Raw genomic sequence first — 15,138 nt, 5'->3', positions numbered from 1 at the left:
GGAGAATCGGTGGCGACCGTTGTCTCGTATTTATGGCACCCAGCCTCTGAAGGGCAGGCGTCGCTTGGCTTGGCGGCCCGGCTGAGGCCGGCTCCTTGATCGCAGCCGGTGAGCGTAGGCGCCGGCAGCAACAGCCCAATCCACTCACGCTCAGAAGCAATCAAAGCCTGGGTGAAACGCTGTTCCAAGTGCAGATTACGTCAGCTGCGTGACAAGGTCAATCAGCAAACGCTCACGGCCATGAGCGTTTCGTGAGCGGAGGTGCCGCGGCCGATGCATTCGCTCATCCTTTTGATTTCCTGCACCGGCGCCGACCATGGCGCGCTGTTTCGGCCCACACTGCGCTCCGCTAATCCCGCGAATGGCGGGCTCCGGGTCGCAGGCTGCGCTCACGGAGATGAATGACGGACTGAATACAGGCAAGCTGATGACTGCAAATTCCCAAACTCCCGCCAAATTCTCAGATACGGCTCCCATCGTCTCCAAGTGGGACGATGCCGTGGCAGCCAAGTTGAGCGAACCCGAACTGCTGCTCTACCGCTCCAATCTGTTGGGCTCCGATTTGCGCGTGACGAATTTCGGCGGCGGCAATACCTCGGCCAAGGTTCTGATGCGCGACCACCTGACCGGCGCGGATGTCGAGGTACTGTGGGTCAAGGGCTCGGGCGGCGATTTGGGGTCCATCAAGCTGGATGGTTTCTCCACGCTCTATATGGACAAGCTGCAGGCGCTTAAGCAACGTTATCGCGGCCTGGAACATGAAGACGAGATGGTGGATTACCTGCCGCACTGCACCTTCAATCTGAATCCGCGAGCGGCGAGTATCGATACGCCTTTGCACGCCTATATCCCGAAGGCGCATGTCGACCACATGCACCCTGACGCCATCATCGCCATCGCCGCCTGTGCCGACAGCCGCCGCCTGACCGAAGTGATCTTCGGCGGCCAGCTGGGCTGGCTGCCCTGGCAGCGCCCCGGCTACGACCTGGGCCTCAAGCTCGAAGCCCTGGCCACGTCGCAGCCGAACCTGAAGGGCATCATCCTGGAAGGCCACGGCCTGTTCACCTGGGGCGACACGGCCAAGAGCTGCTACGAGATCACGCTGGAGATGATCCGCCTGGCCGAGCAGTGGCTGGCCGAGAACATCAAGCAGCCGGTGTTCGGCGGCGTCAAGACCATCACCCTGCCCGCCGAAGAGCGCGCAGCCCTCGCCGCCAAGCTGATGCCCGCGCTGCGCGGCCGCATCAGCGCCAGCGAACGCAAGCTGGGCGACTTCAACGACAGCGCCGCGGTGCTGGAGTTCGTCGGCAGCAAGGACCTGGCCGCGCTGGCCGCCCTGGGCACGTCCTGCCCCGACCACTTCCTGCGCACCAAGATCCGCCCGCTGGTGCTGGACTTCGACCCGGCCAGGCCTGACGTCGACGCGCTGCTGGCCGGCCTGGACAAGGCGCTGGACGACTACCGCGCCGACTACGTGGCCTATTACGAGCGCTGCAAGCGCGCCAACAGCCCGGCCGTGCGCGATGCCAACCCCATCATCTACCTGATCCCCGGCGTGGGCATGTTGTCCTTCGCCAAGGACAAGGCCACCGCCCGCATCGCCGGCGAGTTCTACATCAACGCCATCAACGTGATGCGCGGTGCGAACGGCGTCGACAAATACGTCGGCCTGCCCGAGCAGGAAGCCTTTGATATCGAGTACTGGCTGCTTGAAGAAGCCAAGCTGCAGCGCATGCCCAAGCCCAAGAGCCTGGCCGGCCGCGTGGCCCTGGTGACCGGCGGCGCCGGCGGCATCGGCCAGGCGGTGGCACGCCAGCTGCTGCAGGAAGGCGCCTGCGTGATGCTGACCGACATCGACGCCGAGGCGCTGGAAGAAGCCCGCCAGAACCTGCTGAAGGCTGGCGGCAAGGACAACGTGGCCGCCGTGCGCGGTGACATCACGTCCGAGTCCGAAGTGGAAGCGCTGCTGTCAGCCACGGCGCTGCGCTTTGGCGGCCTGGACATCCTCGTTTCCAACGCCGGCATCGCCTCTGCCGCGCCGCTGGAAGACACCACGCTGGAGATCTGGAACCGCAACCAGAACATCCTCGTCACCGGCTACTTCCTGGTCAGCCGCGGTGCCTTCCGCCTGATGAAGCAGCAGAAGATCGGCGGCAGCATGGTGTTCGTGGCCAGCAAGAACGGCCTCGTCGCGTCCGCCGGCGCCTCGGCCTATTGCACGGCCAAGGCGGCCGAGATCCACCTGGCCCGCTGCGTGGCGCTGGAAGGCGCGCCCATCGGCGTGCGCGTCAACGTCGTCAACCCCGACGCCGTCATCCGCGGCTCGCGCATCTGGGACGGCAAGTGGAAGGAAGAGCGCGCCGCGTCCAACAAGATCGAGACCGACAACATCGAAGAGTTCTACCGCCAGCGCAGCATGCTCAAGCTCAGCGTGCTGCCCGAGGACATCGCAGAGGCGGTGTACTTCATGGCCAGCGACAAGTCGGGCAAGAGCACGGGTAACGTCCTCAACGTTGACGCGGGCAACGCCGCCGCATTTACTCGTTAACACGGCGGCCAGGAGACAACCATGACAACCAACATCATCGACACGGCCCAGGTCGAGCAGCACAACGCCAGCCAGCGCACCACGCTGCAGGCCGACTACGACGCGCTGGGCGGCATGCTGTCCCGCCGCGGCGTCGACATCGAGGCTTTGACCGCCACCGCCCAGACCTTCGCTGTCGCCTTGCCCAGCTGGGGCGTGGGCACCGGTGGCACGCGCTTCGCGCGCTTCCCCGGCAAGGGCGAGCCGCGTGACGTGACCGAGAAGCTGGAGGACTGCGCCGTCATCCACCAGCTGACGCGCGCCACGCCCACCGTGTCGCTGCACTTCCCCTGGGACAGGCCGAGCGACCCCAAGGCCCTGCGCCAGCAGGCCGACAGCCTGGGCCTGAGCTTTGACGCCGTCAACTCCAACACCTTCCAGGACCAGCCCGGCCAGGCCCACAGCTACAAGTACGGCAGCCTGACTGCACAAAGCCAGGCCGCCCGCGAGCAGGCCGTGGCGCACAACATCGACTGCATCGAGCTGGGCAAGACGCTGGGCTCCAAGGGCCTGACAGTGTGGGTCGGCGACGGCGCCAACTTCCCCGGCCAGCACAACCTGCGCGGCTCGCTGGAGCGCTACCTGGACAGCGCCAAGGGCATCTACGCCGCGCTGCCGGACGACTGGCTGATGTACATCGAGCACAAGCTGTTCGAGCCAGCGTTCTACTGCACCGTCATCGCCGACTGGGGCACCAGCTTCGCCGCCGCGCAAACGCTGGGCGACAAGGCCAAGTGCCTGGTGGACTTGGGCCACCACGCGCCCAACACCAACATCGAGATGATCGTGGCGCGCCTGGCGCAGTTCGGCAAGCTGGGCGGCTTCCACTTCAACGACAGCAAGTACGGCGACGACGACCTGGACTCGGGTTCCATCGACCCCTTCCAACTCTTCCTCGTCTTCAACGAACTGGCCGACGCCACGCTGCGTGACGCCAGCTTCAGGCCCGCCTACATGCTGGACCAGTCGCACAACGTCACCGACCCCATCGAAAGCCTGATGAGCAGCGCCGTCGAAGTGCAGCGCGCCTTCGTGCAGGCCGCGCTGGTGGACCGCAAGGCGCTGGCGAACTTCCAGGAAGCCAACGACGCACTGCAATCCGCCCAGGCGCTGAAGAAGGCCTTCCGCACCGACGTCAGCCCCATCCTCGCCATGGCCCGCCTGCGTGCCGGCGGCGCGATCGACCCGGTCGCGGCTTACCGCGCAAGCGGCTACCGCGAGAAGGCTGCGGTCAAGCGCCCGCCCAAGGCGGGTGCTTCGGGCAGCGGCATCGTCTGAGGTGGATGCCGAGGCCTTTGGCGCGCGCGGTGACGGCCTCACGCTCGACACGCGGGCGCTGCAGGCCGCCATTGATGCCGCGGCGCTGCAGCGCACGACGCTGCGAATCCCGCCCGGCACCTACCTGACGGGTTCGCTCTTCCTGAAAAGCGGCATGACGCTGCGGCTGGATCGCGGCGCCACGCTGCTGGGCTCGCGCAACCTGGCCGACTACCCACTGCTGGCCACTCGCGTTTCAGGCATCGAGATGCGCTGGCCGGCAGCGCTGGTCAACATCTACGGCGAGCATGACGTCGGCCTCGTCGGCGAAGGCTGCATCGACGGCAATGGCCAGGTCTTCTGGGACAGCTACTGGGCCTTGCGCGCGCTCTACGAGCCGCGCGGCCTGCGCTGGGCGTCGGACTACGACGCGCAGCGCCCCCGCTTGATCCAGGTCTTCGAGTCCGCCCGCATCCACATTGGCGACGGCCTGCTGCTGCGTCGCTCCGGCTTCTGGACGCTGCACCTCTGCTACTCGGAGGACGTGACCGTCGACGCCATCACCATTCGCAACAACGACGGTGACGCGCGCGGCCCATCGACCGACGGCATCGACATCGACTCCTCGCGCCGCGTGCAGATCCGCCGCGCCGACATCGCCGTCAACGATGACGCCCTGGTGCTGAAAGCCGGCCGCGACGCCGACGGCCTGCGCGTCGCGCGGCCCTGCGAAGACATCAGCATCAGCGACTGCATCGTCCGCGAGGGTGCCGCGGGCTTGACCTTCGGCAGCGAGACCTCGGGCGGTTTTCGGCGCATCACGGCGCGGCGCATCGAGGTCCACGCGCCGGTGCCCGTGGGCCTGCTGTTCAAGTCCGCACCCAGCCGTGGGGGTTTCATCGAGGGCGTGACGATCAGCGACCTCGTTCTGCACGACGTGCCCACCGCCGTGCGCGTGACGATGAACTGGAACCCCGCCTTCAGCTGCGCCGACATCCCTGCCGCCGAACGTGCCGGCGCACCCGCTCACTGGCTCAACCTCGCCACGCCGGTGCCCGCTGAACGGGGTCGCGTCCGGGTGGACGGTGTGCGCATCGAGCGCCTCAAGGCGCGCGGCGCGGCAGTCGCCTTCGAGGTCGACGCCTATGCCGAGACGCCGCTGCGGGGCTTCCACTTCACGGGGCTGGACATCGAGGCGCAACGCGGCGGCCATGTGCTGGACGCCGTGGACTGGCGCTTTGCGGACAGTCGCATGTCGCTGGGCGAGCCCATCGCCGTCGGAGCGGGTATCGAACTCACCGGCCTGAGCAGCGCCTGCTGGAGACATGATCCCGCCCTGCGCCGCCGCGACGTGTCGGCCCTGCCGATGGCGGAGCAGGACGTTCAATAAGAAGGAGACAAGCGATGAGCGACGAGACCCTGGCTTTCAAGATGCAGCTCAAGCCCGGCGTCGTGCCGGAGTACAAGCGCCGCCACGACGAGCTCTGGCCCGATCTGGCCGCGGCCCTGCGCGAGGCCGGGATCCACGACTACTGGATCTTTCTCGACGAAGCCACGCTGTCCCTCTTCGCCGTGCTCAAGCGCAAGCCAGGCACCGCCTTCGACGCCCTGCCCCAGCAGCCCGTCATGCGCCGCTGGTGGGACTACATGGCCGACCTGATGGAGGTCGAGGCCGACAGCAAGCCGCGCCAGTGGCCATTGCAGCCCCTCTTCCACTTCAATTGAAGGCGGGTCGTCATGCGCACCTGGATCACCCTCGCCCTGGCCTGGGCCCTCGCCCTACCGACGCTCGCCGCCGACTCGCTGCGCCCATCCCTGCTGCTGACGGCCCGCGCCGCCGACCAGGATCTGTCGGGCCGCTGGACCTATTCCAAGGACCTCTACCGCACGGGCTTCACCGACATCAACGGCTGGCCCGCCAAGCCGCGCATGCAGCGCTTTCGTGACGTTGACGTGGCCGCGGCCGAGGCCAAGGGCGGCGCGGGCTTCTTCGAATACGACCTCGACCGCGCGCCGGCGATGGAGATCCCCGGCGCCTGGAACTCGGCGGTTCCCGAGTTGCGCTACTTCGACGGGCTGATGTGGTTCCAGCGCCGCTTCGATGCGCCCACCAAACCGGGCCGGCGCAGCTTCCTGCGCTTCGAGGCCGTCAACTACCGAACTACCATCTTCCTGAACGGCCAGGAAGTCGGCAAGCATGAAGGCGGCTTCACACCCTTTGTCGTCGAGGTCACGCAGGCCCTGCGCGAGACCGGCAACCGCCTCGTCGTCGGCGTCGATTCCAAGCATGACGCCCAGACCATTCCGGCCGAGATCACCGACTGGGATCTGTACGGCGGCATCACGCGGCCGGTCAAGCTGTTCCAGACGCCCGCCACCTTCATCGACGACGCCACGCTGCGCCTGACCGAGGCCGGCCGCATCGTCGGCAGCCTGCAGCTCAACGGCCCGCAGCCGGCCAATCAGGCCGTGAGCCTGCGCATCGCCGCGTTGAACCTCACGCTGGCGACCCGCACCGACGCGAACGGCGAAGCCCGCTTCGACACTGCCGCGCCAGCGGGGCTCAAGCGCTGGTCGCCCGAGTCGCCGACGCTTTACGACGTCGAGTTCGAGGCCGGCGGTGACCACGTGCGCGACCGCATGGGCTTTCGGACCATCGCCGTGCGCGGCAGCGACATCCTTTTGAACGGCCAGCCCATCACGCTGCGCGGCATCTCCATCCATGAGGAAGAGATCGGCCCCAACCCGGCGCGCCGCATCGACGAGGCCGCCGCGCGCCGCCTGCTCGGCGAGGTGAAGAACGGCCTGCATGGCAACTATGTGCGCCTGTCCCACTACCCGCACAACGAGACCATGCTGCGCGTGGCCGACGAACTGGGCCTGCTGGTCTGGAGCGAGATCCCCGTCTACTGGAGCATCGACTGGGACACGCCCGCCGTGCTCGACAAGGGCCGCCGCATGCAGGCCGAGACCATCTACCGCGACCGCAACCGCGCCGCCCTCATCCTGTGGAGCGTCGGCAACGAGACGCCGGTGGCCGAGAACCGCACGCGCTTTCACACCGCCCTGGCCGAAACCGTGCGCGCTCTGGACGCCAGCCGCCTTGTCAGCGCGGCCCTTCTCGTCGAGCGAAAAGGTGACACCATCCATATCGCCGACCCGCTGCTGTCGCAACTCGACGTCATCGCCGTCAACACCTATGCCGGCTGGTATGGCGACGACACGCTGGACACCGTGCGCCGCCTGCGCTGGGACGTGCCCAAGGACAAGCCCCTGCTGTTCTCGGAGTTTGGCGCCGACGCCTTCGCGGGCTTTCGTGACCCGGCCCTGAGACCGAAGTTCTCCGAGGACTATCAGGCCGACTACTACCGCGCCACGCTGGCCATGGCGGCGAACGTGCCGACGCTGCGCGGCCTGTCGCCCTGGGTGCTGAAGGACTTCCGCTCGCCGCGCCGCGAGCACCCGGTCTACCAGAACGGCTGGAACCGCAAGGGCCTGATCTCCGAGACCGGGCAACGCAAGCTGGCGTTCGACGTGCTGGCCGAGCATTACAAGGCGCAGGCGAAATGAAGCGATGGCTGGCCGCCCTCGCCCTCGCCTTGGCAGCGGCGGCACTGTCGGCCCAATCCGCCCGCGAAACCTACAACTTCAACCCCGGCTGGCGCCTGCATGTCGGCGACGCGCCGGGCGCCGAAAGCACGACATTCGACGACGCCAGCTGGAAGCCCGTCACCCTGCCCCGCGCCTGGAATGAAGACGACGCCTTCGCCAAGGACATCGTCGACCACAGCACCGGCATCGCCTGGTACCGCAAGCGCTTCACGCTGCCCGCCGACGTCGCCACCCGCAAGGTCTTCATCGAGTTCGAAGGCGCCCGCCAGGCCGCCGAGGTCTGGGTCAACGGCCAGCGCATCGGCCTGCATGAGAACGGCGTCACCGCCTTCGGCTTCGACCTGAGCCAGGCCGTGAAACCCGGCAACAACCTCATCGCAGTGCGCACCGACAACCGCTGGGACTACCGCGAGCAGGCGACCAACCAGCGCTATCAGTGGGCTGACCGCAACTTCAACGCCAACTACGGTGGCCTGCCCAAGAACCTGCGGCTGCACCTCACCGACAGGCTCTACCAGACGCTGCCACTGCTCTCCAACCTCGGCACGACCGGCGTCTACATCTATGCCAAGGATTTCGACCAGAAGGCCGGCCGCGCGACCATCACGGCCGAAGCCCAGGTGCGCAACGAGCACGGCCGGCCGCGCCGCTTTGGTTATGAGGTGACGCTGCGCGAGCCGGGCGGCCGCGTCATCGCGACGTTCAGGGCGCCCACCCAAACCATTCCCGCCGGCGCCACCGCCACCGTCAGCGCCAAGGCGCTCGTGACCGGCCTGCAGTTCTGGAGCTGGGGCCACGGCGCCCTCTACGACGTGGAGACGACGCTTAGCACCGATGGCAAGCCCGTTGACCGTGTCGTCACGCGCACGGGCTTTCGCCAGACCGAGTTCACGCAAGGCATGGTCAGGCTCAACGGCCGTGTCATCCAGCTCAAGGGCTATGCCCAGCGCACGAGCAACGAGTGGCCGGCCATCGGCCTGTCGGTACCACCCTGGCTCAGCGACTACAGCAACGGCCAGATGCTGGCCAGCAATGCCAACTTCGTGCGCTGGATGCACACCGCGCCGTGGAAGCAGGACGTCGAATCGCTGGACCGCGTAGGCCTGATGCAGGCCATGCCCGCGGGCGACTCCGAGGCCGACGTGACCGGCCGGCGCTGGGAGCAGCGCATGGAGGCCATGCGCGACGCCATCGTCTACTTCCGCAACAGCCCCAGCATCCTCATGTACGAGTCGGGCAACCGCGGCGTCAGCGCCGAGCACATGCGCGAGATGGCCGCGCTGCGCGACCGCTTCGACCCGCACGGCGGCCGCGCTTCAGGCAGCCGCGAGATGCTGTCCCAAGCCCTGCAGGACGTGGCCGAGTACGGCGGCGAGATGCTCTACGTCAACAAGAGCGCGCGGCGGCCGATGTGGGCCATGGAGTACTCGCGCGACGAGGGCGCCCGCAAGTTCTGGGACGAGCTCTCGCCGCCCTTCCACCGCGACGGCGACGGGCCCGAGCACAAGGGCCAGAGCGCTGCGGCCTACAACCGCAACCAGGATTCCCACGCACTGGAAGACGTGCGCCGCTGGGTGGACTTCTGGCGCGAGCGCCCGGGCACCGGCACGCGCGTGTCGTCGGGCGGCGTCAACATCATCTTCAGCGACAGCAACAGCCACCACCGCGGCGCTGAGAACTACCGCCGCAGCGGCGAGGTGGATGCGATGCGCATTCCGAAGGAGGGCTTCTTCACTCACCAGGTGATGTGGGACGGCTGGGTGGATGTGGAGAAGCCGCGCGTCCATCTGTTGGGCCATTGGAACTACGCGCCGGGCACGGTCAAGACGGTCACCGTCATCTCCAGCGCGCAGCGCGTGCAGCTGACGCTGAACGGCAAGGTCATCGGCACGGCCGAGGCCGCCGAACCCTTTGTCTTCCGCTTCGACAGCGTGCGCTTCGAACCCGGCGAACTGCGTGCCGTGGGCTTGGACAAGGACGGCAACACCGTCTGCGAGGACGTGCGCGTCACCGCCGGCGCGCCCGCCGCGCTGAAGCTGGCGGCTCGGACGCACCCGCAAGGCCTGCAGGCCGATGGCGCCGACCTGGCGCTGGTGCAGGTCGAAGTGGTGGACGCTGCCGGCAGACGCAACCCCATCGCGCTGGACACGGTGAGGTTCACGCTGGACGGCCCAGCCGAATGGCGCGGCGGCATTGCGCAGGGGCCGGGCAACTTCGTGCTGGCGCGCGAGCTGCCGGTGGAAGGCGGCGTCAACCGCGTGCTGGTGCGCAGCACGACCGACGCGGGCGTCATCCGGCTGCGCGCCGAGGCGCCCGGCCTGGCTCCGGCCACGCTGGAACTGCGTTCGCAGCCCGTGCCTGTCATCGGCGGCTTGAGCACCCGCTTCCCTGCGGACGGCCTGGCGCCGCAATCCACACGGGGAACAACGCCGGCCACACCTTCCTTCACGGCAAGCCGCCTGGCCGTTGCCATCGCGTCTGTCGAGGCCGACAGCGGCATGCCGGCCCAGGCCATTGACGATGACGAATCAACCGCTTGGATCAGCGAAGCCGGCAAGGGCACCATCCGCTTCAAGCTGGCCGAGCCGGCCACGCTGAACGAGATCACGCTCAAGCTCGGCGGCTGGCGCGAGCGGCGCTACCCGCTGCGCGTCAGTGTCGACGGCACTGAGGTCTGGCGCGGCCTGACCGAGCGCAGCCTGGGCTATGTGACGCTGCCGCTCAAGCCCCAGCGCGGCCAGACGGTCGGCATCGAGCTGGCCGGTGAGGCCGAAGGCGGCACGGAAACGGCGAACACCGAAGTCGCCAACCAGAAAATCGTCGACACCGGCGCCAGCCGCCTCGGCCGCGGCGTGCTGTCCATCGTCGAGGCCGAGTTCTACCGCCTGCCCTGAACCATGTCTGCTGCAAACCTCACCCGCCGCCAGCTGCTGACCACTGCACTGCTCGCCACGGCCCTGCCCGCCGGCGCCCAGCCCACATCCTGGCCCAACCCGTTGGTCCCCCAGCGCGCCGACCCGCAGATCCTGCGCCGCGGCGATTGGGTCTACCTGATGGCCACGGTGCCCGAATACGACCGGCTGGAGCTGCGCCGCGCGCGCAGCATCGCTGGCCTCGCCACTGCCGATCCGAAAGTGATCTGGCGCCGGCACGAGCAAGGCCCGATGAGCCACCACGTCTGGGCGCCCGAGCTGCACTTCATCGACAACCGCTGGTTCATCTACTTCAGCGCCGGTGAAGCGAAGGAGCCGTGGAAGATCCGCCTGTGGGTGCTCGAGAACGCGTCGCCCGACCCCATGCAGGGCGACTGGACCGAGCGCGGGCAGATCAGGACGCAGTGGGAGACGTTCACGCTGGACGCGACCGTCTTCGAGCATCGCGGCCGGCGCTACATGGCCTGGGCCCAGACCGACCCGGCGAAGAAGAACCACAGCACCGACATCTTCATCTCAAGCATGAAGAGCCCGACCGAACTGCAAGGCCCGCAGGTGCGGCTGAGCCAGCCCGACTACGCCTGGGAGAAGGTGCGCCACTTCGTCAACGAGGCGCCGGCTGCGCTCATCCACGGCGGCCGCGTCTTCATGACCTACTCGGCCGCCGGCACCGGCGCCGAGTACTGCCTGGGCCTGCTGTGGGCCGACGAGAACGCCGACCTGTTGGACGCGAAGAACTGGCGCAAGTCGCCCGGCCCGGTGTTCACCAGCAGCCCGGAGAACGGCATTTACGGCCCCGGCCACAACAGCTTCGTCACCGAGCCGGATGGCAGCGTGCTGAACGTCTTCCATGCCCGCAACTACCGCGACATCGTCGGCGACCCGCTGAAGGACACCGGTCGCGCCACCCGCGTACAGCCGCTGGCGTTCACGGCCGACGGCATGCCGGACTTCGGCCTGCCGCTGCCCGAGAAACGATGAACCTCATTGCTCTGTCAGCCGGCGCGCCGAATGTCTTTGACGGCGAATCGCCCGACCGCATCTGCCGCCGCCCGACGCGGGCCGAGCTGCACGCCTATCCGTCGCCCTCACCGGCGCGCGGCCGTGCCCTCGTCTATGCCGGCGGCGGCTACCTGCAGCTGATGCACGACAAGGAAGGTGTCGAGATCGCGCAATGGCTGAACACGCTGGGGCTGGACGCCCATGTGCTGGTGCATCGCCTGCCCGGTCAGGACGGCCAGCCCTTCGACATCGCGCTGCAGGACGGTCTGCTCGCGCTGGATCACCTCGCCACGCTGCCGCCGCTGCCGCTGCTGCACGTGGGCCTCTCCTCCGGCGGCCATCTGGCCGGCGTCATGGCCTGCCAGCGGGAATCGGCGGGCGCCGTCATCGCCTACGCGCCTCTCAATGCCAACCACCGTGATCACAAGTTTCCTGCCGGAAAACCCGACTTTCCGCCGCCCGAGAAGCAGGCCTTCTACGACGCCTGGCCCATCGGCATTGCCAGCCAGCCCCACGGCCTGCCGCGCTGCCCGGTGTTCCTGGCCTATGCGCTGCACGACCCCGTCGTGCCCGTCGCCCATGCACTCAACCTGATCGCCGCGGCCCAGCAACACCGGCTCGACGTCGAGGCCCATGTCTTCCCGCAGGCCGAACACGGCTTCGCGCTGCGGGAACTGGCCGGCACGCAGGATCAATGGCCAGCGCTGGCAGCCCGCTGGATGGGCGAGAAACTGGGCAACCCAAACTTCGCCTAACCTTGCGCGCTTGTCGGGGCAATAAAGCAAGCATGCTGCAAGAGATCAATACCTGGGCTGACTACCGTTCCAAGCTGCGCGAGTTCGACGCCGTGCTCGAACATGGCAAGGCGGTTTCCGCGGCCCTGACCGGCCAGCCCCTCTCGGCTGTGCATGTCAGCTATGGCGAACAGATCTTCGCCAAGCTGCTGTCCCACGGCATCGCCTTGCGCCGGCTGGCGCCTGACCCCACCCAGCAGCCGCCTCTCGATCTGTGGGATCTGCCGTCCATGAGCGCCCTGGCGCGCTGCGTCATCGAGGCCCATGACGCCTTTGAGTACATCGCGGGTCATCAAGTGCCGGACTCGGAACGCAGCTTCCGCATCCGGCTCTGGGAACTGCATGACGCCACGCGCCGCCTGAAGATCCTGGGCGGCATCGCTTCGACGGACCCGGCCATCACCGGCATCCTGGCCGACGCGGCGCGGCTCCAGCTGGCGCTGGAAGCGCACGAATACATGGCTTCGCTGCCGGCTGTGCCACAAGCGGAATTGCGCCTGCGACTGCGGCGCAGCGACCCGCCGGACTTTCATCTGAGCCGCCGCCAGCGCTGTGCCATGAGTGGCGTCGACGCCGATTGGCACAAGTCGGTCACGATGCAACTCGCGCAGCACGCGCTCACGCTGCCGTTCTCCGTCCACCAGTTGCACCAGTTCCAGGCGGGTACGCCCCAGGCGCTCCGCCTACTGGCCATGCCGCTGCTCTTCGCCCTGCCCTTCCTGGTTCGCGCCATCCAGGCCATGGACCTGCTGACGCCCGGGCGAGTCCCCAAGCCGCCAAGCCGCACGGCTCGCACCATGACGGTGTGGCGCACCCTGGCCGAGCGAGGCACAAGAGACACCGGACGAGCCGCTGGCTAAAGGTACTGCTGCTCTGGATGACCCGTCTGCAGCGGCGGCAGCGAGCGGGCCATCAATCCCGCAGTACCGCCTGCAGGCGTTCGGCCAACTGGGCACGCTTGGCGTCCGAGCCGGCATTCGCCAGCGCACGCCGGGCCGCGGCCTTGGCCTCGTCGGCGCGGCCGACGGCCAGCAGCGCCTCGGCCTGCGCGGTGTTCAGCAGCCAGTCATCGGGCAGGGCGGCCAGCGACGGCGCCAGCACCTTCAGCGCCCGCCCGGTCTCCGCCAGGCGCAGCAGCCGGTCCGCCAAAAAGTAGCGCGCCACCTTCACGCTGGGCTGCGAGTCCCCCTGCCCCAGCGCCAGTTCTGCCGCCAGCGCCAGTTCGGATTGGGCGACGGCATCGGCCAGACGGCCGGCACCGTCCATCACGGCCGCCAGCTGGCCGTGCAGGTCGGCGACACCCGCCTGCCCGCCGGCTGCGGCGATGGCTCGGACAAAGCAGGCCTCGGCCGCGTCGAGGCGCCCGGCCTCCCAATGCGCGCGGGCCTGCCGCGCCAGCGCGTTAATCGATTCATCAGTGTTCATCGCTCCCCCTCAGCGCTTCGCGGCGCGCTGCGGGAAGTCGCCCACGCCTTGCTCCGTGCGCTCCACCTTGCGGATCGTGCCGTCGTCATTGAAGTGCAGGTACTCCGCCGCCACGTGCCGCTGCTTCTTTGCACAGACCGCACCGGAGACGTCCAGCCAGCGGTGATAGAACAGCAGCCACTGGCCTTTGTACTGGACGATGGAGTGGTGGTTGTTGCCGCCCTCGGCGTCCATGATGACGCCGCGGTAGGTCCACGGGCCTTTGGGCGAGGTGCCCGTGTAGTAGGTCAGGATGCGGTTGTGCTCGGGCATGGTGAAGTAGTACAGGCCGTTGCGCTTGAACACCCACGGGCCTTCCATCGGCGGCTCGTAGCCGCCCATGTCCATCTTCTGCAGTTCGCCCTTGATGCTGCGCATGTCGTCAGCCATCTCCGCCACCAGGTAGTTGACGCCTGATGTGCGGCTGTAGAGGTAGGCGCGGCCGTCGTCGTCGACGAACAGCACCGGGTCATTGGCGTAGGGCTTGCGCCACAACGGCGCGCCGATCATGTCCTTGAAGGGGCCGGCGGGTGAGTCGCTCTCGGCGATGCCGATGCCCATCCACTTGGTGCTGTTCTTCGGGTTCTGGCGGTCCTTGACGCCGGTGCCGGCGGGGAAGACGAGGTAGTACTTGCCGTTCTTGTAGGCCGCGTCGGGCGCCCAGGCGTAGTCGTCAGCCCACTTCAGGTCCTTGACCGACAGCACCGCGCCGTGGTTCGTCCAGTTGACGAGGTCGGTGGACGAGAAGGCGGTCCAGTCCTTCATGTGGAAGTCGGCCTGGCATTCCTCGTCGTGCGAGGTGTAGAGCCACAGGCGGCCGTCGGGCCAGACATGGCCGGAGGGGTCGGCGGTGCGCAGGTCCTTGCCGAGGGCCAGCGGGTTCTGGGCTTGGCAGGCCGAGGCGGCGAGCAGGGCGGCAAGGGCGAGCGAAGCAAGTTTCACGAGGTCACCTCAGAAGCGGTTACCGGCACGTTGCGACGAGCACGCGGCGGAGCACCTTGCCGAGCGAGGCACCCTGCTCGTCGAAGGCCTCCATCAGAACCTGGCCGCCGAACTTGTCCGTCTTGCCGATGAGGTCGAACGTCCTGAGCCGCCGCACGTCGGCGGGCGAGAACGGCAGGTTGACGAAGTCACGCGTCTTCGGGGATTCGCGAAGACCCTGCAGGTGCACCAGCGAGCGTTCGGCGGCATTGAACTGCGCGAACTCCTTGCCATGGGGATCGGCAGCGAGGTTCAAGCCGGGGCGGACGACTTCGTCCACGGGCGAGGTGGCCGCGTTCGTCGTGCTGCCGTTGACCACCGCATCAAATCGTCCGTCCGGTCTCGCCTTGATCTCGACGGCAAACCGCCCCTGGCCGAACGCCGAGAAATCTGCGACGCAAGTCGTCTGCGCATGAGCGGCGCCTGCGAGGGCCAGCAGACAAGGGATCAGCGTGACTGGGATGCGTGCTCTCATGGGGAGGGTGGGGTCAACAAGGTTGGGAATTCT

At 67.8% G+C, this 15,138-nt stretch carries 12 protein-coding genes; 9 read left to right on the top strand and 3 right to left on the bottom strand.

The features are described 5' to 3' along the window. Window positions 1-427: 427 nt before the first annotated feature. The 9 genes from ASC91_RS24645 to ASC91_RS24605 are packed head-to-tail and all read left to right on the top strand — an operon-like array spanning window position 428 to window position 13,045. The gene (locus ASC91_RS24645; RefSeq protein WP_056203657.1) at window positions 428-2,548 is read left to right on the top strand and encodes a bifunctional rhamnulose-1-phosphate aldolase/short-chain dehydrogenase; all 2,121 of its coding nucleotides are present in this window, start codon (window positions 428-430) and stop codon (window positions 2,546-2,548) included. A 21-nt stretch (window positions 2,549-2,569) separates the two neighbouring features. Further along, window positions 2,570-3,865 carry an L-rhamnose catabolism isomerase gene (gene rhaI, locus ASC91_RS24640; RefSeq protein ID WP_056203474.1) on the top strand — a complete coding sequence of 432 codons (1,296 nt, stop codon included), beginning with the start codon at window positions 2,570-2,572 and terminating at the stop codon, window positions 3,863-3,865. Window position 3,866: 1 nt separating this feature from the next. After that, window positions 3,867-5,234: a glycoside hydrolase family 28 protein gene (locus ASC91_RS24635; protein WP_200955332.1), complete on the top strand. Its 1,368-nt coding sequence runs from the start codon at window positions 3,867-3,869 to the stop codon at window positions 5,232-5,234. Window positions 5,235-5,248: 14 nt separating this feature from the next. Continuing rightward, the gene (locus ASC91_RS24630) at window positions 5,249-5,569 is read left to right on the top strand and encodes an L-rhamnose mutarotase (RefSeq protein ID WP_056203471.1); all 321 of its coding nucleotides are present in this window, start codon (window positions 5,249-5,251) and stop codon (window positions 5,567-5,569) included. A 12-nt stretch (window positions 5,570-5,581) separates the two neighbouring features. Beyond that, a complete protein-coding gene (locus ASC91_RS24625) occupies window positions 5,582-7,414 on the top strand; it encodes a glycoside hydrolase family 2 protein (protein ID WP_056203468.1) in 1,833 nt (610 codons plus the stop codon). Next, window positions 7,411-10,350, top strand: coding sequence for a sugar-binding domain-containing protein (locus ASC91_RS24620; RefSeq protein ID WP_056203467.1), 2,940 nt, complete (start codon window positions 7,411-7,413; stop codon window positions 10,348-10,350). Before ASC91_RS24625 ends, ASC91_RS24620 begins: the two co-directional genes overlap by 4 nt. A 3-nt stretch (window positions 10,351-10,353) precedes the next feature. Beyond that, entirely contained in the window at window positions 10,354-11,370 is a 1,017-nt protein-coding gene (locus ASC91_RS24615) for a family 43 glycosylhydrolase (RefSeq protein WP_056203464.1), read from the top strand. Beyond that, window positions 11,367-12,146, top strand: a complete 780-nt coding sequence (locus ASC91_RS24610) for an alpha/beta hydrolase (RefSeq protein WP_056203461.1) — start codon at window positions 11,367-11,369, stop codon at window positions 12,144-12,146. Before ASC91_RS24615 ends, ASC91_RS24610 begins: the two co-directional genes overlap by 4 nt. Window positions 12,147-12,178: 32 nt before the next feature. Then, the gene (locus tag ASC91_RS24605; protein ID WP_056203458.1) at window positions 12,179-13,045 is read left to right on the top strand and encodes a hypothetical protein; all 867 of its coding nucleotides are present in this window, start codon (window positions 12,179-12,181) and stop codon (window positions 13,043-13,045) included. Between the two features lie 52 nt (window positions 13,046-13,097). Here ASC91_RS24605 and ASC91_RS24600 read toward each other — a convergent pair whose 3' ends face one another. The 3 genes from ASC91_RS24600 to ASC91_RS24590 are packed head-to-tail and all read right to left on the bottom strand — an operon-like array spanning window position 13,098 to window position 15,105. Next, window positions 13,098-13,610, bottom strand: a complete 513-nt coding sequence (locus ASC91_RS24600; protein ID WP_056203453.1) for a hypothetical protein — start codon at window positions 13,608-13,610, stop codon at window positions 13,098-13,100. A gap of 9 nt (window positions 13,611-13,619) precedes the next feature. After that, window positions 13,620-14,591, bottom strand: a complete 972-nt coding sequence (locus ASC91_RS24595) for a family 43 glycosylhydrolase (RefSeq protein WP_056203450.1) — start codon at window positions 14,589-14,591, stop codon at window positions 13,620-13,622. Window positions 14,592-14,610: 19 nt separating this feature from the next. Continuing rightward, on the bottom strand, window positions 14,611-15,105 hold the full coding sequence (locus ASC91_RS24590; protein ID WP_157282042.1) for a hypothetical protein: 495 nt from the start codon (window positions 15,103-15,105) through the stop codon (window positions 14,611-14,613). Window positions 15,106-15,138: the final 33 nt, after the last annotated feature.

Source organism: Pelomonas sp. Root1237, assembly GCF_001425055.1.
GTDB lineage: Bacteria > Pseudomonadota > Gammaproteobacteria > Burkholderiales > Burkholderiaceae_C > Pelomonas.
Note: the sequence above shows the minus strand (reverse complement) of the source record. Positions and strands in the feature narration are given on the sequence as shown.